Annotated in this window: 15 protein-coding genes, 1 tRNA gene and 1 pseudogene; 5 read left to right on the top strand and 12 right to left on the bottom strand. The window is 61.8% G+C overall.

Going from position 1 to position 16,905, the window contains the following annotated elements; all coding sequences use genetic code 11:
• The first annotated feature begins 50 nt into the window (after nt 1–50).
• Together ACWFSR_RS03430 and ACWFSR_RS03425 are read left to right on the top strand one after the other, a co-directional pair.
• The gene (locus tag ACWFSR_RS03430) at nt 51–1,028 is read left to right on the top strand and encodes a metalloregulator ArsR/SmtB family transcription factor (RefSeq protein ID WP_197107490.1); all 978 of its coding nucleotides are present in this window, start codon (nt 51–53) and stop codon (nt 1,026–1,028) included.
• A gap of 63 nt (nt 1,029–1,091) precedes the next feature.
• On the top strand, nt 1,092–1,514 hold the full coding sequence (locus ACWFSR_RS03425; protein ID WP_197107492.1) for an arsenate reductase ArsC: 423 nt from the start codon (nt 1,092–1,094) through the stop codon (nt 1,512–1,514).
• A 62-nt stretch (nt 1,515–1,576) separates the two neighbouring features.
• Here ACWFSR_RS03425 and ACWFSR_RS03420 read toward each other — a convergent pair.
• The 11 genes and pseudogenes from ACWFSR_RS03420 to mazG form a co-directional block, all read right to left on the bottom strand.
• Nucleotides 1,577–1,650: transfer RNA gene (locus ACWFSR_RS03420), tRNA-Leu, on the bottom strand.
• Between the two features lie 35 nt (nt 1,651–1,685).
• Complete coding sequence (locus tag ACWFSR_RS03415; protein ID WP_197107494.1) at nt 1,686–3,002, bottom strand: NAD(P)/FAD-dependent oxidoreductase; 1,317 nt, start codon at nt 3,000–3,002, stop codon at nt 1,686–1,688.
• A 38-nt stretch (nt 3,003–3,040) separates the two neighbouring features.
• Nucleotides 3,041–4,258, bottom strand: a complete 1,218-nt coding sequence (locus ACWFSR_RS03410) for a S8 family serine peptidase (protein ID WP_197108547.1) — start codon at nt 4,256–4,258, stop codon at nt 3,041–3,043.
• Between the two features lie 26 nt (nt 4,259–4,284).
• Complete coding sequence (locus ACWFSR_RS03405) at nt 4,285–4,857, bottom strand: DUF501 domain-containing protein (protein WP_231600027.1); 573 nt, start codon at nt 4,855–4,857, stop codon at nt 4,285–4,287.
• On the bottom strand, nt 4,854–5,360 hold the full coding sequence (locus tag ACWFSR_RS03400) for an FtsB family cell division protein (protein ID WP_231600028.1): 507 nt from the start codon (nt 5,358–5,360) through the stop codon (nt 4,854–4,856). The genes ACWFSR_RS03405 and ACWFSR_RS03400 overlap by 4 nt, the downstream gene beginning before the upstream one ends.
• Before the next feature lie 30 nt (nt 5,361–5,390).
• Nucleotides 5,391–6,671 carry a phosphopyruvate hydratase gene (gene eno, locus ACWFSR_RS03395; RefSeq protein WP_197107496.1) on the bottom strand — a complete coding sequence of 427 codons (1,281 nt, stop codon included), beginning with the start codon at nt 6,669–6,671 and terminating at the stop codon, nt 5,391–5,393.
• 60 nt (nt 6,672–6,731) lie between these two features.
• Entirely contained in the window at nt 6,732–7,688 is a 957-nt protein-coding gene (locus tag ACWFSR_RS03390; RefSeq protein ID WP_447523072.1) for a CPBP family intramembrane glutamic endopeptidase, read from the bottom strand.
• A 27-nt stretch (nt 7,689–7,715) separates the two neighbouring features.
• On the bottom strand, nt 7,716–9,005 hold the full coding sequence (hisS, locus tag ACWFSR_RS03385; protein WP_447523071.1) for a histidine--tRNA ligase: 1,290 nt from the start codon (nt 9,003–9,005) through the stop codon (nt 7,716–7,718).
• A gap of 36 nt (nt 9,006–9,041) precedes the next feature.
• Nucleotides 9,042–9,458: a hypothetical protein gene (locus tag ACWFSR_RS03380; protein ID WP_447523461.1), complete on the bottom strand. Its 417-nt coding sequence runs from the start codon at nt 9,456–9,458 to the stop codon at nt 9,042–9,044.
• A gap of 18 nt (nt 9,459–9,476) precedes the next feature.
• Nucleotides 9,477–9,641, bottom strand: a pseudogene (locus tag ACWFSR_RS03375) (TetR family transcriptional regulator); the annotation flags it as partial.
• 270 nt (nt 9,642–9,911) lie between these two features.
• Nucleotides 9,912–10,589: a nucleoside triphosphate pyrophosphohydrolase gene (gene mazG, locus ACWFSR_RS03370; RefSeq protein WP_197107502.1), complete on the bottom strand. Its 678-nt coding sequence runs from the start codon at nt 10,587–10,589 to the stop codon at nt 9,912–9,914.
• Nucleotides 10,590–10,800: 211 nt separating this feature from the next.
• Between mazG and ACWFSR_RS03365 the strand changes: the two genes are divergently transcribed.
• From ACWFSR_RS03365 to ACWFSR_RS03355, 3 genes are all read left to right on the top strand, one after another.
• The gene (locus ACWFSR_RS03365) at nt 10,801–11,505 is read left to right on the top strand and encodes an SGNH/GDSL hydrolase family protein (RefSeq protein WP_447523070.1); all 705 of its coding nucleotides are present in this window, start codon (nt 10,801–10,803) and stop codon (nt 11,503–11,505) included.
• 66 nt (nt 11,506–11,571) lie between these two features.
• Nucleotides 11,572–12,222, top strand: a complete 651-nt coding sequence (locus tag ACWFSR_RS03360; protein ID WP_447523069.1) for a thermonuclease family protein — start codon at nt 11,572–11,574, stop codon at nt 12,220–12,222.
• Between the two features lie 57 nt (nt 12,223–12,279).
• On the top strand, nt 12,280–13,194 hold the full coding sequence (locus ACWFSR_RS03355) for a CPBP family intramembrane glutamic endopeptidase (RefSeq protein WP_447523068.1): 915 nt from the start codon (nt 12,280–12,282) through the stop codon (nt 13,192–13,194).
• A 3-nt stretch (nt 13,195–13,197) separates the two neighbouring features.
• Here the strand turns inward: ACWFSR_RS03355 and mfd are convergent, their stop codons facing one another.
• Nucleotides 13,198–16,899 carry a transcription-repair coupling factor gene (gene mfd, locus ACWFSR_RS03350; protein ID WP_447523067.1) on the bottom strand — a complete coding sequence of 1,234 codons (3,702 nt, stop codon included), beginning with the start codon at nt 16,897–16,899 and terminating at the stop codon, nt 13,198–13,200.
• Nucleotides 16,900–16,905 lie beyond the last annotated feature (6 nt).

The following is a 16,905-nucleotide window of genomic DNA, read 5'->3' as shown; positions in this document are numbered from 1 at the left end:
AACATTGATAACTGTCTATGAATCGGATGTTGTCCTTTAGACTTCTACCCATGCCAGCGACCGAGTCACCCGCCTCCGCTCGCGAAAGCGAACGCGCCATTGCCGAGCGCATCGCTCACAGCATGCGCGCCATTGCGGATCCCACCCGGGTGCAAATATTGCGTCTGCTTATGGATGCCCCGGATGGCCGCCGCGGGGTCACCGACCTTGCCGCCCGCCTCGGCCTCACGCAACCGACCGTGAGCCATCACGTGCGCATCATGGCCACCGACGGAATCTTGCAGAGCACTCAAGAGGGCCGCCAGGTCTGGTATTCGCTCGTGCAATCCCGCCTCGCCGACGTCTTCGACTTTGTGCAGCACTCCCCCGCTGACGCCTCCGCCGCTGCCGTCGATCCTGCGATTCTGGCCCGCATCACCGACGACCTCGCCCTGCGCTTCGCGGGGGTCTTCTCTCGCGAAACCGTCGCCGAGTATGTGGCGAGCAGCTACGAACTGCTGCGCCAGGGCGCGCCGCGCGATCGCCATTTGTCGTCGCACACCTCCCGGTTCGCCGCCGACCGTCTGGGGTCGCTTGCGCTTGCTGACTCCGACGAGGTGACGGATGCCGCGGCATCCGGTGCGCCAACCGACGTGCTGTTTGTGTGCGTACAGAATGCGGGTCGCTCGCAAATGGCATCCGCAATTTTGCGGTCTCTTGCTGGCGATCGGGTGCGCGTGCTCACCGCCGGATCAGAGCCCACCGAGACCATCAATCCGAAGATCGTGGCGGCTCTCGACGAGATTGGCGTCTCGGTCGATGGTGAGTACCCGAAGCCGCTCACTGACGAGGTCGTGCGGGGTGCGGATGTCGTGATCACGATGGGCTGCGGCGATGCGTGCCCCATTTATCCCGGCCGTCGCTACCTCGATTGGGAACTCCCCGACCCCGCCGAGCTCGGCATGGATGGCGTGCGAGCCGTGCGTGATGACATCGACGCGCGAGTGCGTGCGCTGCTTCAGTCGCTGCCGCCGGTGAACGCTGCGTGAACTAACTCACGCTCATCCTGTCTTCGTTCGCGCGAGACATAGACCTTCATCTATGCTTTGTGCATGACTACTGAGACCGCCACCACCGCCAAGCCCGTCGTTCTGTTCGTGTGCATCCACAACGCTGGCCGCTCGCAAATGGCCGCCGGCTACATGACGGCGCTATCGGATGGCGCGGTCGAGGTGCGTTCGGGAGGTTCTGAGCCCGGCAACGAAATCAACCCCATCGCGATTCAGGCCATGGCCGAAGAGGGCATCGACATCTCGAAGGCAGTCCCCCAGCTCATGACCACCGACCAGGTGCAGGCCTCGGATGTTGTCATCACGATGGGCTGCGGCGACGTCTGCCCCATCTTCCCCGGCAAGCGCTACGAAGACTGGGAACTCGTCGACCCGAAGGGCAAGGGCCTCGACGAGGTTCGGCCGATTCGTGATGACATCAAGGCGCGCATCCAGAAGCTGCTGGCGGAGATCCTTCCCGCTTAAGGATTGATTAAACGAGTAAAGGCGGTCGCTGTGCGACCGCCTTTACTCGTTAACTCGTGCAGTGCCCCGACAGGGACTCGAACCCTGACTGTGATGATTTTAAGTCATCTGCCTCTGCCAATTGGGCTATCGGGGCACGCCCCACGCTTTCGCGTGGAGCATGCAGTCACGCTACTTGGGGCGTGAAGCGAATTCTTCGAATGCGCGGCGCGGTTCTACGCGTGCCTCGAGCGAAATGGTGTCGCGACCCCAGAAGAAGTTCGTGATCCAGTTGCTGAAGACGCGAGCCTTGCGCTCGAACATTGGCATCGCCATGCCGTGGTAGCCACGGTGCATGAACCACGCTGGGAAACCCTTGACCGCGATCTTGCCCGACTGGAAAACGCCGTGGTAGAGACCGAGACCGGCAACGGCACCCTGGTTCTTGTGGAAGTAGTCCTTGGTCTCTTCGCCGCGAAGCGAAGCCACAATGTTCTTGGCCATGAGCTTGGCCTGGCGAACAGCGTGCTGAGCGTTCGGAACGCAGAAGCCGCCAACGCCACCACCGGTGAGGTCAGGAACAGCACACACGTCGCCGGCACCCCAGGCACCCTCGACAACACCGTCATCGTTGATGACACGGAGGTCTGCCTGTACGCGGATGCGTCCACGCTCTTCGATGGGAAGGTCAGTGCTACGCACGACCGGGTTGGCCATAACGCCAGCGGTCCACACGATGGTGTCTGACTCGAAGCTTTCGCCGGTCGACAACTCAACCACGCCATCCACAGCCGACTTCAGCTGGGTGTCGAGGTGGATCTGTGCGCCACGGTCAGCGAGGTTCTTGATAACCCACTTGCTCGTCTCGAGCGACACCTCGGGCATGATGCGGCCCATGGCTTCGATGAGGTGGAAGTGAGTGTCTTCGAAGTTAAGGCTCGGGTAGAGCGGCAGCAGTGACGAGGCAAGGCTGCGCATTTCGCCGAAGGCTTCGATACCGGCGAAGCCGCCACCGACAACGACGAACGTCAGCAGACGGTCGCGCTCGGGGCCTGCAGGCAGGTTGGATGCCTTGTCAAAGTTGGTGAGAAGACGGTCACGAACGGCAACAGCCTCTTCGATCGTCTTCATGCCGATGGCTTCGTCAGCAACGCCCGGGATCGGGAAGGTGCGCGAAACGGCGCCAGCGGTAACGACAACGAGGTCGTAGTCGATCTCCCACGAGTCACCCACTTCAGGCTGAATCGTTGCAGTCTTCGCCTCGTGGTTGATTCCGGTGACCTTCGCCGTGACGACCTTGGTGGTCTTCAAGTGGCGACGGTGCGGAACAACCGCGTGGCGAGGCTCAATGGAGCCTGCTGCAACCTCAGGCAAGAAAGGCTGGTACGTCATGTAGGGAAGAGGGTCCACCATGGTGACCTCAGCTTCGCCGCGACGCAGCCACTTTTCGAGCTTACGAGCAGTGTAAAAACCGGCGTAACCGCCGCCGACAATCAAGATTTTTGGCACGAGTTAGAGTCTCCTAAAAGGGAAGTTCGCCACCAAACTTACTCTGTCTCGCGCAGACTCCTAAACCGACGCCAAGCTAAGACGCCCGAACCGGCCAAAATCATCAAGAAAATCGCATAAATTGCAAGTGGTACGCCCACATTACGAAGCATGCTCACGGTAGGGAGCACGGTTCCGAGCGGACTGACCGGCCCCGCGACATCCGGAGCCACCTCAGGAATCGGCGTAGCCGTCGGGCTAAAGCTCGGCACCGGAATCGGCGTTGACGCCGCGCGACGGTAGATCGTGATCCACTCCGCGAGACTGCCCATCGGGTTCTCGTCGACGAGCGGAACGTTTGCTGTCACCGCTGCTTCGGCGTCGATCAGACCAAAGCCGTAAATCGCGTCTGCGCCGGGAGCACCCGTGTCATGTGCCGTCGACACAATGCGATTAATAACGTTGTTCGCATCCAGTTCAGGATGCGCGGCCCGCACGAGCGCAACGACACCGGCCACAATCGGGGTTGCCCCGCTGGTGCCGTTCCACAAAACGTGCGAACCGCCGGGAGCGACGCCGACCAGATCTTCGCTTGGCGCGGCCACACCAATCGTGATGCCCTGAGTGGAGGCGTTGAAACTCGCGACGCCGTTAACGTCGACACCCGCAACGGTCAAAACACCGGGCATCGTCGCAGGCGCACCCACCGAGGCGGTTCCGCTGCCACGGTTGCCCGCCGCCGCCACGACAACAACGTCATTGTCCATTGCGTACAGGAATGCGCTGTCCCAGCTGAGCGGCCAGTCCAGAGTCTCGCGGGTCAGCGACAGATTGATGACATCAGCGCCCTGATCGACCGCATAGCGAACTGCCTGAGCGATCTGGTCATCCGAACTGATCGGACCACCCGTGAAGCCGATAGAGATCGCCAAAATGTTAGCTGCGGGAGCCGCACCAATCACGCCAGCGCCCGTGCCGGTGCCACGGCCAGCCGCGAGCGACGCCACGAGTGTGCCGTGGGCCGGATTGTCGTCGCCTACCGGCGTTTGGCCGTCAGGTGAACCCTGGCCCGAGAAATCTGTTCCCCCCGTGACAGCTCCGACGAGCTCTTTCACCGAGCCGTCAACACCGGTGTCGATCACGGCGATCGTGACGCCGGCACCCTTGGTGGTCTTCCACGCGGCTTCGATGCCGTACTCCTGAAGCCAATATTCTTGGTCGCGCACCGCATCCGCGTGGGCAGGAGTCGCCACCAATAGCGAAGCGAGGCTCGCCATCAGTATCGCGCCAGCAGCCCACCGCTTCACTGTTGTGTCTCCCCCGCCGCCTTCGCTGAGGCGTTTGTCGTCGCGGAGGTGCCAGCGCTGGCCACCCCTGAATAGTCGGGGCACTGGCACACGGTCGGGCTCCACGAGGCGCGCTCAAGAGCAATGTCGCCAATCGGGTTGACGCCAGGGCCTGCTGCCAGTGAATGCCCGACGAGAGCGTGCAAGCACTTCACTCGCGTGGGCATGCCGCCAGCAGAAACGCCGGCCAGCTCGGGAACGACCTCGATGCCATCCCGGTCGGCAATGTAAGCCTCGTGGGCAGCCTGATACTGCGCAGCAATCTCACCCTCAAGCATTGCCGCAAGTTCAGGCATCTGGCCCTCAGCTTCAAGCGTCGACACGGATGCCGTGGCCGCCGGGTGGCACAGGTAATAGATCGTGGGGAACGGTGTTCCATCGCTCAGGCGCGGTTTCGTCGACACGACAGTGGGAGCTCCGCACACGCAGCGCGCGGCAATGCCGATCACATCGCGAGCGGGGCGGCCGAGTTGAAGCGACACAATGCGCACATCTTCATCGCTGACGGCGTCAAACGGTGGGGTGGTCATTGCTTGGGTCCTTCAATCACGGGGGCGGTCAGCTTGTCGGGCGCGTCTTCAGTGAGACCAGCAGTGTAAATGGACGATACGAGAGTTTGTACCCAATCAATTTGGGTGGTTTGGATGGTCGCGCTCACCGGAACACCATCATTGGTGGTGACATCGGCCGCTTCACCGGTCACTAGGTAGCTCACTTCGCCCGGGTACACGTAGTACAGCCGGTCGCGGGCTTGGGACTCGATGTAGGCGCGGTCATCCCAGCGGGCAACGTTTTCGGTAAGGCTGTCGACAGACTCTTGAGCCTCTTCTACTTCAGACTGCAGTTGCGCAATTGTCTGCTGTTGCTCGATCAGAATGCGCAGGTTGGGCGCAAGAACGATGACGGCGAGTATGAGCAAACCAAGCATGAGCACGGTGAAGCCCGAGAAGCGGATCGTGCGCAACCAGTGTTCGGGCGCGCTCTCCTCGGGCAGCGACACCGCTACCTTTTTTGCTCGTACTCGCCTAGCCATGCGTTCGATGCTAGACGACGCTGATGGGCGCTAGCCGTTGAACCGCGGGAAGGCGGTGCGACCAGCGTAAACAGCGGCATCGCCAAGCTCTTCTTCGATGCGCAGCAGCTGGTTGTACTTAGCTACGCGCTCGGAGCGAGCCGGTGCACCAGTCTTGATCTGGCCCGTGTTGAGCGCGACCGCGAGGTCAGCGATCGTGGTGTCTTCGGTCTCACCTGAACGGTGCGAGATGACGGCCGTGTAACCAGCGCGCTGGGCCATAGCCACAGCGTCGAGGGTCTCGGTGAGCGAACCAATCTGGTTCACCTTGACGAGGATCGAGTTTGCCGTTGCGAGTTCGATTCCCTTGGCGAGACGCTTCGGGTTGGTGACGAACAGGTCGTCTCCGACGATCTGCGTCTTCGAACCGATCTCGGCGGTGAGCTGAGCCCAGCCCTCCCAGTCGTCTTCGTCGAGCGGGTCTTCGATCGACACGAGGGGGTACGCGGCGACGAGCTCGGCGTAGTACGCACTCATCTCGCCAGCCGACTTCGAGGTGCCCTCGAACGTGTAGGAACCATCCTTGTAGAACTCGGTCGCAGCAACGTCGAGGCCAACAGCGATGTCCTTGCCCGGCGTGAAGCCAGCCTTCTCGATTGCTTCCATGAGCAGGTCGAGTGCAGCGCGGTTGCTGGAGAGGTCGGGGGCAAAGCCACCCTCGTCGCCGAGGCCGGTGCTGAGGCCCTTGCTCTTGAGCAGTCCCTTGAGCACGTGGTACGTCTCAACGCCCCAGCGAAGGCCTTCACTGAAGGTGTCTGCACCGTGCGGAAGGATCATGAACTCTTGGATGTCGACATTGCTGTCGGCGTGCGAGCCACCGTTGATGACGTTCATCATCGGCACGGGAAGCACGTGAGCGTTGGGGCCACCGAGGTAGCGGAAGAGGGGCAGGTCTGCCGAGTCAGCAGCAGCCTTCGCCACGGCGAGCGACACACCGAGGATCGAGTTAGCGCCGAGGTTCTTCTTGTTCTCGGAACCGTCGACGGCGATGAGCTCAGCGTCAATGAGGCGCTGGTCGGAGGCGTCGAGGCCTTCGATTGCGGGGCCGAGGTCGTCGATAACCGCGTCAACGGCCTTCTGAACGCCCTTGCCGAGGTAACGGTCCTTGTCGCCATCGCGAAGCTCGTAAGCCTCGAATGCGCCAGTGGATGCTCCCGAAGGAACTGCGGCGCGGGAAACTACGCCGTCGTCGAGCAAAACCTCAACCTCGACCGTGGGGTTACCACGGGAATCAAGAATTTCGCGGGCGCCAACTGCTTCGATCAAAGCCACAGGGGGTCTCCTTAAAGAAAGTTTGTTTGGACTGGAAGTGGTGGATGTCCGTGTGAAAGCCTACTCCGCGCCAGCGACGGGCGCTGACTCGTTACGGCTAACAGTCGGTGACGGGGCTGGCGAGCGAAACTGCCCGGTGACCAACAGGACGATCACGAGAACGATCGGGACGAGCCATCCGGTCCAGCCCAAAATGCTGGCCTGAAGGGGGTCGAAAGACTCGCCAACCATGATGAAAATGATTGAAAAACCAGCTGCTGCGTTGAAGGCACCGTGAGCCAAGGCGGCAGGCCACACCGATGCCGAACGGATGCGCAGCCACGCGAACACACCGCCAACGACGATCGTCATGCCGACCATGGCGGTGAGGGCGAGCCAGCCGGGAGCACCAGGGTAGTTGTAGCCGAGCAGGATGAGCGGGGCGTGCCACAGGCCCCAGATCACTCCCGAGATGAGGATGGCCGGAACGATGCCGAGGGGCAGCAGCTTGGGCAACAGCCAGCCGCGCCAGCCGAGCTCTTCACCGAACGCGGGAATCGTATTGATGACCGCACCGATCAACACGTTCACGAACTGCAGCGCGACCAACAGGCCAATCGGAACCGGCAGCGGCTCTTCGCCAAGCGCTGCGAGCTGGCTATCGACCATCGCTTGGAAGCCGGAGAAGTTCACAAAGTCGGCGGGGTAGACCCCCACGATCGCACCGACGACGAGCGCCGCCAGGATCAAGGCGGGTGGAACGACGAGCGCCAACGCCAAGTAGCGCAGGAACCGGCCGACGGGGCGCACCGAACCCAGCCCCAGCGCCGCGCGTCGTGCGCGAGCATCCGGATGCTTCTCGACAAAGAAGACGACCACGAGCGCCGCGAGCGCCGGCGTAAACATCATCGCGAGTGCAAACACGGTGAAGAACGGATTCTCGAGACCGCCCGTGAACCAGAGAGGAAGGGCAAAGAGCCACGCGAGCCCGAAACTGACGCCCACAAAAACAAGAATGGGTGTTGCTCTGACGTTCACGGCTTCTCCCTCGAAGGCTATGTTCCGCTAGCCACCCAGCGGCTTGAACTCAAGGCTATCAAAACTCACGTTTTCGGCACGGACCGTTGCGAAACTGGTGAAACCGGCAGCCTTCAACTGGTCGAGAAGCTGCGGCAACTTCTTCGGTCGAGCTTCGAGTCGCACGCGTTTGCCATCCCGAATCAACGCGGCTTGCAAGCGCACGAGGGTCGCAGCATCGACATCGGCGTCGTAAATCAACGCAAGCTGGTCATCATTGTCTGCATCGCCGAGCTCAACGAGATCGACAAGGCGTTCGAAGCCGAGCGAGAATCCCACAGCGGGCACATCGCTGCCTAAGAAGCGACCGATCATTCCGTCGTAGCGGCCACCGCCACCGAGCGAATACCCGAGCGACGGATGCGCGACCTCAAAGATTGCGCCCGTGTAATAGCCCATCCCCCGCACCAGCCACGGGTCGAACTCAATGAGAGAGCCGGAGTCGCCGCGGCCCGATTCAACCGCCTGGCCGATCGCCGCGAGTTCGAGAATGACCTCCTCGGTGACGCCTGCGGGCAGAGCGGCACGGATGGCATCCGCACCGAACTCAGGAGTAGTTTCGGGGGCCGGACGCGTCAGGAATTCGGCGAGCGCCGCCACCGGACCATCGGGGAAGGCACGTTCGCGCAGCTCAGCGACCACGCCGTCGGCACCGAGCTTGTCGAGCTTGTCGACCGTGATGAGCACCGCTTCGTGTTCCTTCGCGGGGAAGCCGAGGATGCTGAGCGAACTCGTGAGCAGTCGACGATCGTTCACGCGAATGGTGCACCCGTCAATGCCGAGAGCATCGAGTGTGGCAGCCGTGGCGGTGATCAGTTCAATCTCGGCGCTGGGCCCGGCCTCGCCCATGATGTCAATGTCGCACTGCACGAACTGGCGGTAACGCCCCTTCTGCGGGCGCTCGGCACGCCAGACGGGCGCCAGCTGAATCGCCCGGAAGACCTTCGGCAGCTCAGCACGGTGGGTGGCATAAAAGCGAGCGAGCGGCACCGTGAGGTCAAACCGCATTCCGAGGTCAGCGAGTTCAAGTGCATCGGATGCCGCCTGCAGCTTCTCACTCGTGAGCCCTCGCTTCATGACAGCGAATGCGAGCTTCTCGTTGTCGCCGCCCAAGCCGGCGTGCAAGCGTGAGCTGTCTTCCATCACGGGGGTTTCGATCTCGTCGAAACCGTGAGCGCGATAGCTCGCCCGGATCACACCGAGCACACGTTCGCGCTGAGCTTTTTCTGCGGGAAGGAAATCCCGCATGCCGCGGGGAGGATTAACAGTGGACGCCATGCTTCCTATTCTCTCGCACCGACGAGGCGCGTGCGGCTACCGAGCTACTTCGGCCATGAGTTGTTCGACCCGAGCGCGGTGGTGCGCGATCGCCGTCTCAAAGACGGCGTTAGAGGCATCGATATTCTGGTTGAGCACGAGGTCGAACTGCACCCCGTGGAAGGTGTTGACGAGCAAGCGAGCCTCCACCTCGGCCGCGCCGCGTTCTACTCCTAGAGCCACTAGCGCCGCTGTGCCCATCGCGATCCATCGCCCAAAGTAGTCGCGCGTGATCGAAAGCTCGTCGCGTTCAACCGCTTCAAGCAGCCCTGCTTCGAGCTCAAGGCGTTGACGGTGCAGGTTCTCGGGCAGTTGCGTCCATCGCCACGACTGCGAGAGGCTCGCAAAGTAATCGTCAAGGGTGCCGGCCGGAAGCATCACTGCTTCGTGGGGGCTCACTCCACGCGCATTCATACGCACGATTTCTCGAACCAGCTCTGCACGCGTTCCAAAATGGTAAACAAGTGTGAATGTGCTGACGTCGAGTGCTCGTGCGAGCGAACGAAAAGTGAGACTAGACAGCGGTTTATCAGCAAGATAGGCAATAGTTTGCTGAAGAAGAGCTGGCTTGCGCGTCGGGTCGGGTCTACGGGCCATAAAATAAACATAACGGTTGTTTGCTAATGAGATCGGCAGTGGTTATGATTTCTCCTTGTGCCGGAAACCTGTTAACGGCGCCACATCTACTTGAATCCCCCTCACCAGGGGCTTCTCCAACGCTGGATCGGTAGGCCGGGTAATCCCACCGATCCTTCAGCGCGCGATGCCATTCAGTAGACGATCGACGTGCGATCACATGTCTCGTTTGCCGGCGTTGCGCCGGTGCCCTCCTTATTCGGGTTAAGGGGGGCACCACCCTTCGGGGTGTTAGCTCGCTGAATCAGCCTGAGCGGTCGACACTTCATAATCCTTGATCTCTTCGGTGAGCTGGCGCAGCGCCGTGCGCAGTGCCCGCTCCGAATCCAAACCGTTTGCCTTCGCGGATGCCACAATCGCGAGCAGTAGCGGGCCGAGTTCGTCTTCTTCCGTGACGTTGATCGCCCCCGGTGTAGTGGCATCCAAGAGTCCCACCTTGTGGGCTCGACCGAGCAGCTTGTCGGCGAGCGCCAACGCCGGCATCTTTTGCGGGATGCCGTCGGTGACACTGGTGCGTTCAGGTTTCTCTGTCTTCTTGAGTTCGTCCCACGCTGCCACGACGTCATCAGCAGTCTCTGCGGTGGCGTCGGCAAACACGTGAGGGTGACGGCTCACCATTTTGGTGTTCATGTGAGCGGCGACATCTTCGAGAGTGAAGCGCCCCGCCTCGGTCGCAATGTCGGCATGAAAAAGCACTTGGTAGAGCACATCGCCGAGCTCTTCGACCATGTCGGCGGTATCGCCACCTTCGATCGCATCTACCAGCTCGTAGGTCTCCTCCACGAGGTGCTTCACGAGCGACTCATGCGTCTGATCGCGATCCCACGCGCACCCTCCCGGCGCACGCAACCGTTCGAGAGTTGCAATAAGGGTGTCGAGTTCGGGATGAGGCGCAGCAGGCTCGGTCATGCCCACCATTCTCCCACTTCTCAAATTAAGCTAAAATCACGTTCCTTATTTGGGTATGTCCTCCGACGCGACCGTCGAACTCTCCCCCACTATGTGTCGTGTGGACCCGAAGAACACGTCTCCTGAGCGTGCCACCGGTGTGCCTTCAGGAGGCCGACTCGCAGAGCGTGCGAGAGGCCGACTGATCCAATTATTTCGCCCACTTCTCAAGGTGAGCTGGATCGCCTACCGGGTCGAGGTCGCGGGCTCACTTTTTCCTAGCGATCCGCCAGAGGGAACAGTAGACGGCCACAACGCCTACCGCATGCTGTTTATCGGCGATACTGCGGCATCCGGATTAGGTGTGCTCAATCACGGGCTCGCCGTCGTCTCACAGACTGCACGCTTCGTCGCGCGCGAGCACAGCGTCGGATGCTCCTGGACGACAATGACCGACACGGAACTCACCATGGCTCGTGCCGCGCGACAGCTTGCCGAGACACCAGTCGAGGTGGATGCAGTAGTCGTCGTTCTGGGCATACCCGACGTGCTCCAAGGGACATCCGCCGCCACCTGGCGCAACGAACTCGTTGCCCTCACGACGGCTGCACGCCGAAACACCCGCCCCGACTGCCTCATCGTGGTAGCCGCCGTTCCACCGATGCACCACTTTCGTCCACTGCCCCGGATGGTGAAGCGCATACTCTCCCTGCAGATTTCTCGACTGAACGACGCATCATTGAGCGTCGCCGAGTCGATTCCTGGAGTGACCTACTCACCTTTTCCGGGCGTGGCCCCCGGTTCACCTTTCATTCGCGAAAGTCGGAACTGGAAAAGCGCCCATTCACTCTGGGGAAAGACGCTCGGCGCAAGCACTGCTCTCGCGCTCAGTGCGCAACGACGCCCCGAGAGCCCTGGACCGAGCGACCACAACTAGGTAACGTTCGCGAGCAGGAGCCGCTCGATTCGTTGAGTGCGCGCCACAACATGCAAGAATCTTCCCGTGGCAGCCTCCCCTCACCGTCCCCGCACTCTTGGCACTCTTGTCGTTGTCGTGCTCGTCGCGGTGATCGCGATTGCCACCTACTTCGGCAACGGAACACCGGGCTCCACTCCCGACGATTCTGAGATCGCTGGCACCCCGAACGGCTCGAATTCCGCTCCCGAAAGCGCGCCCGAGACCGCAGACGCTGACGCCGAAAACACCGACGCAGCGAGCGCCACCATCGGCATCCCGACTGACGCTTTCGCGGCGACCGTCAATTATGTGCACGACGGCGACACCCTTTATCTCCAGAACGGCAGCGCCGAATTGAAGGTGCGCCTCATCGGCCTTGACACCCCCGAACTTTCCAGCCAACAAAATCCGGATGCCGAAGAATGCTACGGAATCGAAGCGCGCGAGCTGCTGCGCGACTTTCTGCCCGAAGGCACCACGGTGTGGGCCGCTGAGGATCGCGAACCCGAGGACCGCTACGGCCGCTCGCTGCTCTACGTCTACCTGCAAGACGGCACGTTCGTGAACTTAGCCATGGTCGAGCTCGGCGCCGCTGAAGCCCTCAAGGTCGGACTCAACGATCACTACTGGCCCGAGCTGCGCGACGCTGAAGATGACGCCTACGCGGCGAAACTCGGCATGTGGGGTTCCTGCTAGATCGACTCCCCCGCGCCCGGCGTCGGTCACTCAGCCGCCCCATGGCACGATTGGAGCATGCTCGACCCCGCTAACCCCCTCATGCTCGCGCTGCTCTGGCTTACGCTCGGTGGGGTTCTGACAGTTCTCGCTGTGCGCACCTTCCGCCGGGATCAGCGAGAGTACCGTCGCTTCAAGCGTTTTCGCACCACCAAGCGTCGCCAAAAGATGTTGCGACGCTGGTTACTGATCTCCTTCACACTGTTTGGCGGACTCGCGCTCCTTACTCTGCTCGCGAGCGGAGCCTTCGCCGCTCCCCTCCTCGCCGATGTTCAATCGTGGCCGTGGGTGTCCTGGTTGCTTGGCGTGCTCGCCGCCCGGCCCTCCCTCACCGCCGGAGTGCTCGTGGGCCTCGCGATCGGCGTAATCGCTGTCACAGTCATTGCGATCATCTCGGTACGTAACGAGGGCGACGAAGTCGTGAGCCTCGGTGATGTTCAAGCGATACTCCCCCGCAATCGCCAAGAGCTCGTACTGGGCGGATTGCTCTCCATCAATGCCGGGATCGTTGAAGAGTTGCTTTTCCGCCTCGCTCTGCCGGCGCTGCTTTTTGCCACCACCGGCAATGCGATCGTCGCGGTGGTGCTGAGCCTTCTCCTATTCGGGCTCATGCACTCCTACCAGGGACTCACAGGCATCATCGTCACGACGGTGCTCGGCGCAGTCTTCATGGCCATCTACGTGCTCACCGGAAGCATCCTCATCACGATCATCGCTCACGCGCTTCTCGACCTGCGCTCGCTCGTGTTGATCCCGATGGCGATCGGGGGCGTGCACCGAATCGACGGTCGACGAAACCCACTTGCGTTCAAACCGACGGCGAAGCCTGCGACGCTTCCCGAGGCCGAGGGTGCGGCCAAGCCTGCTTCGAGCGACACAGCAGCCGAAGCCGCGGCACCCACGCCGGAACCAGCGCCGGAGACGGCGCCCTAGTTCTTAGCTCGCGCCAGACGTACCGGACGTGCCGGACGCAGCGGCAGCATCCTTCGTCTCTTTTGCTTCCTTCGCTTTGGCTGCTGCCTTGTCGGCCGCAAGCTTTTCGGCCGCTTCGGTCGCAAGCGCTACCTCAGCAAGTTCAGCTGCAGTGTCTTGAGCGCCGAATACTGACACCAGCAGCTCTTTGGCCCACTCGATGAGCTGACCATCGCTTGCGCCGGTTGGCAGTGGAATGATCGCCGTGGAGGCGGCCGAGTGATACTTCGATCCTGGATACATCCGCTGCAGACGGATCTGCTTAGAGTCGAGCAGATCGGCGGGCGCGATGCGTAGCTTGTCGCCCATGACGACAACCTCGCTGAGCCCGAGTCGCTGCGACATCCGCCGCAAGCGAGACACCGCAATCAGGTGCTTCACTTCCTCGGGTGGTTCGCCATAGCGGTCAGTGAGTTCTTCGAGCACACGGTCAATGCTGTCGGCGGATGCCGATGGGGCGCTTGCCGTGGAGAGCTTTTGGTAGGCCTCAAGGCGCAGGCGCTCGCTCTCGACGTAGTCCTCGGGGATGCTGGCATCCACGGGCAACTCAAGCCGCAGCTCGGTCTGGCCCTCGGCAACATCACCACGGAATGTGGAGACGGCTTCGCCGATCATCCGCAAATAAAGGTCGAAGCCGACACCAGCAATGTGGCCAGATTGTTCACCACCGAGCAGGTTTCCGGCACCACGAATTTCGAGGTCCTTCATCGCGATCTGCATACCGGCACCCAGCTCATTGTTGGCCGCGATGGTGTCGAGACGTTCGTGCGCGGTTTCGCTCAGCGGCTTCTCTTCGTCGTACAGGAAGTAGGCGTAGGCCCGCTCACGGCCACGACCCACTCGACCGCGCAACTGATGCAGCTGGCTGAGGCCATATTTGTCGGCCCGGTCGATGATGAGCGTGTTGGCATTGGGGATGTCGAGCCCGGTTTCCACAATCGTGGTGGAGACGAGCACATCAAACTTTCGATCCCAGAAGTCGACCATCACTTGCTCAAGAGCCGCCTCGGGCATCTGGCCGTGAGCAATCGCGATGCGAGCATCCGGCACCAGTTCGGCAATCTTGGCCGCTACCCGGTTGATGGAGCTCACGCGGTTGTGCACGTAGAACACTTGGCCCTCGCGCAGCAATTCGCGCCGAATCGCAGCGCCAACCTGACGCTCTGAATACGGGCCAACGAAGCTGAGGATCGGATGCCGGTCTTCTGGTGGAGTCGCGAGCGTCGACATTTCGCGGATGCCCGTGACCGCCATCTCGAGCGTGCGCGGAATCGGGGTCGCTGTCATCGCCAGGATGTCGACGTTGGTTTTGAGCTTCTTGAGAGCATCTTTGTGTTCAACACCGAAGCGCTGCTCTTCATCGATGATGACGAGGCCGAGGTCTTTGAAGGCGATGCTCTTCGAGAGCAAACGGTGCGTTCCGATGACGACATCCACAGTGCCGTCGGCGAGGCCGGCGATCGTTTCGCGCGACTCTTTCTCGGTCTGGAAACGGCTGAGAGCCCGCAAGTGCACGGGGAAGCCCGCAAAACGATCGGCAAACGTCTCGACGTGCTGGCGTACGAGCAGCGTCGTCGGCACGATCATCGCGACCTGTTTGCCGTCTTGCACAGCCTTGAACGCGGCGCGCACCGCAACTTCCGTCTTGCCGTAGCCGACGTCACCGCTCAGCAGGCGGTCCATCGGCACTGGGCTCTGCATGTCGGCCTTCACCTCATCGATTGTGGTGAGCTGGTCAGGAGTTTCCGCAAAGGCAAAAGCCTCCTCGAGCTCACGCTGCCACGGGGTATCGGGCCCAAAGGCGTACCCCTTGCTGGCCATGCGGGCGCTGTAGAGCTTGACCAGCTCGACAGCGATATCGCGAACGGCACGACGTGCTTTGGTCTTAGCGGCCGACCAGTCGCTGCCGCCCATCTTGTTGAGGGCCGGCGATTCGCCGCCGACATAGCGTGAGAGCAGGTCGAGCTGATCGGTGGGCACATACAGTTTGTCGCCAGGGTAGCCACGCTTATTCGGCGCGTACTCGAGCACCAAAAACTCGCGCTGAGTCTTGACCGCATTGCGGCCGCCCGTGCTGACCTCGCGCGACACCAACTCGATGAACTTGCCGATGCCGTGCGTCTGGTGAACAACGTGGTCGCCGCTCGAGAGTTGCAGCGGGTCGACAACGTTCTTGCGTCTGGCCGCGAGCTTGCGTGCCGGGCGCGAAGCGTAGCCGACCGACCGACCGAAGAACTCGCCCTCGCTCAGCACCGCAAGCTTCGCCTCGGGCATCGCAAAACCATGATCGACGGATGCCCGCAGCAGATACGCCACTCCCGGCTCGGTCTCGGCGGGGAAGGCCTCAACGGCACGCCCCGCCAATTCGCGTTCGGCCAGAAGGCCCGCCGTGCGCTCCACGAGCCCGGCTCCCTCGGCAACGATCGCTACCGTCCAACCGTCGGCGAGCAAGTGACCAACGTGGTCGAGGGCGCCATCGAGAGTTCCCGCAAACGAGGGGGTTGCCGTGGCAGCGATTCGAACATATTCGGATGCCTCTTCCGCACCATCCAGCAGGTCGACGGCATCCGCTGCCCCCGAGTCGAAGGTGCTGAGGGTCCACCAGGGGCGATCCCCCGCGGAGGCACGGAGTGCGTTGAGCGTGACAAAGTCACCGGCATCCAAGTCAATGGGCGCTTCGGCGCCGGCCGTTGCCGCGTTCCACGCCGCACTCAAAAACTCTTGGTTCGTCTCAGCGAGGCTGATCGCGCGCGACGACACTTTCTCGGGCGAGAGCACCGCTATGGCAGCATCCGCCGGAAGGTAGTGAGTGATCGGCACCAACTTGTCGACCAACGCGGGCGCTAGCGATTCCATGCCATCAACCGGGATGCCCTCGGCGATCTTCGCGAGCATCGTAGAGAGACTCGGAAATTCGTGCTGCATTTCGCGGGCACGCTGACGCACCGCATCGTTCAACAACAGTTCACGACTCGGCACCAACTCGACAGACTCAACATCACCCTCGATGGAGCGCTGGTCGGCAACCGAGAACTCGCGCAACTGCTCAAGCTCATCGCCAAAGAATTCGAGGCGAAGCGGATGCTCGTGGTTGGGCGCAAACACGTCGAGGATGCCACCACGCACCGCAAACTCTCCGCGCCGCGTCACCATGTCGACGCGGGAATATGCCAGAGCCACGAGTCGTTCCGACAGCGCCGAAAGATCGTAGTTGCGGCCGCCCTTGGTGAGCTCGACCGGTTCGATCGTCGTGAGGTTATCGGCGATGGGCTGCAGCGCTGCCCGAACGGATGCCACCAGCACAAACTGACCGACCGGGTTCGCTTGCCACTTGGCCAAGTCGCGCAGGGCCTGCATCCGCTTGCCGACCGTTTCGGCACTCGGGCTCAGCCGTTCGTGCGGGAGCGTCTCCCACGCCGGAAATTCGACGATCTGAGCATCGGGCAGATAGCTCGTGAGCGCACGGCGCAGTGATTCGGACTCACGACCGGTCGCCGTGACCGCCAACAGCGACCGCGGTGCATTCGACTTCGTGAGCAGCCCGCCGAGCAGGGGGGCACGCATGCCATCAACGAGCGAGAAGTCTGCGCTACGTTCAGAGAAACGAAGGGCGCTCTCTACGGTTTGGGCGCGCGAAAGTGCTGAGATAATTCCGTCGAGAGTCACCGGTTT

The organism is Salinibacterium sp. NYA9b, from assembly GCF_976973725.1.
This window is presented reverse-complemented; position numbering and strand designations above follow the sequence as displayed.

Excerpts from the sequence above, each read along its gene's own strand:
- ACWFSR_RS03430 (WP_197107490.1), top strand. The coding sequence starts at position 51 with ATGCCAGCGACCGAGTCACCCGCCTCCGCTCGCGAAAGCGAACGCGCC.
- ACWFSR_RS03425 (WP_197107492.1), top strand. The coding sequence starts at position 1,092 with ATGACTACTGAGACCGCCACCACCGCCAAGCCCGTCGTTCTGTTCGTG.
- ACWFSR_RS03410 (WP_197108547.1), bottom strand. The coding sequence starts at position 4,258 with ATGGCGAGCCTCGCTTCGCTATTGGTGGCGACTCCTGCCCACGCGGAT.
- ACWFSR_RS03405 (WP_231600027.1), bottom strand. The coding sequence starts at position 4,857 with ATGACCACCCCACCGTTTGACGCCGTCAGCGATGAAGATGTGCGCATT.
- ACWFSR_RS03400 (WP_231600028.1), bottom strand. The coding sequence starts at position 5,360 with ATGGCTAGGCGAGTACGAGCAAAAAAGGTAGCGGTGTCGCTGCCCGAG.
- hisS (WP_447523071.1), bottom strand. The coding sequence starts at position 9,005 with ATGGCGTCCACTGTTAATCCTCCCCGCGGCATGCGGGATTTCCTTCCC.
- ACWFSR_RS03380 (WP_447523461.1), bottom strand. The coding sequence starts at position 9,458 with ATGAATGCGCGTGGAGTGAGCCCCCACGAAGCAGTGATGCTTCCGGCC.
- mazG (WP_197107502.1), bottom strand. The coding sequence starts at position 10,589 with ATGACCGAGCCTGCTGCGCCTCATCCCGAACTCGACACCCTTATTGCA.
- ACWFSR_RS03355 (WP_447523068.1), top strand. The coding sequence starts at position 12,280 with ATGCTCGACCCCGCTAACCCCCTCATGCTCGCGCTGCTCTGGCTTACG.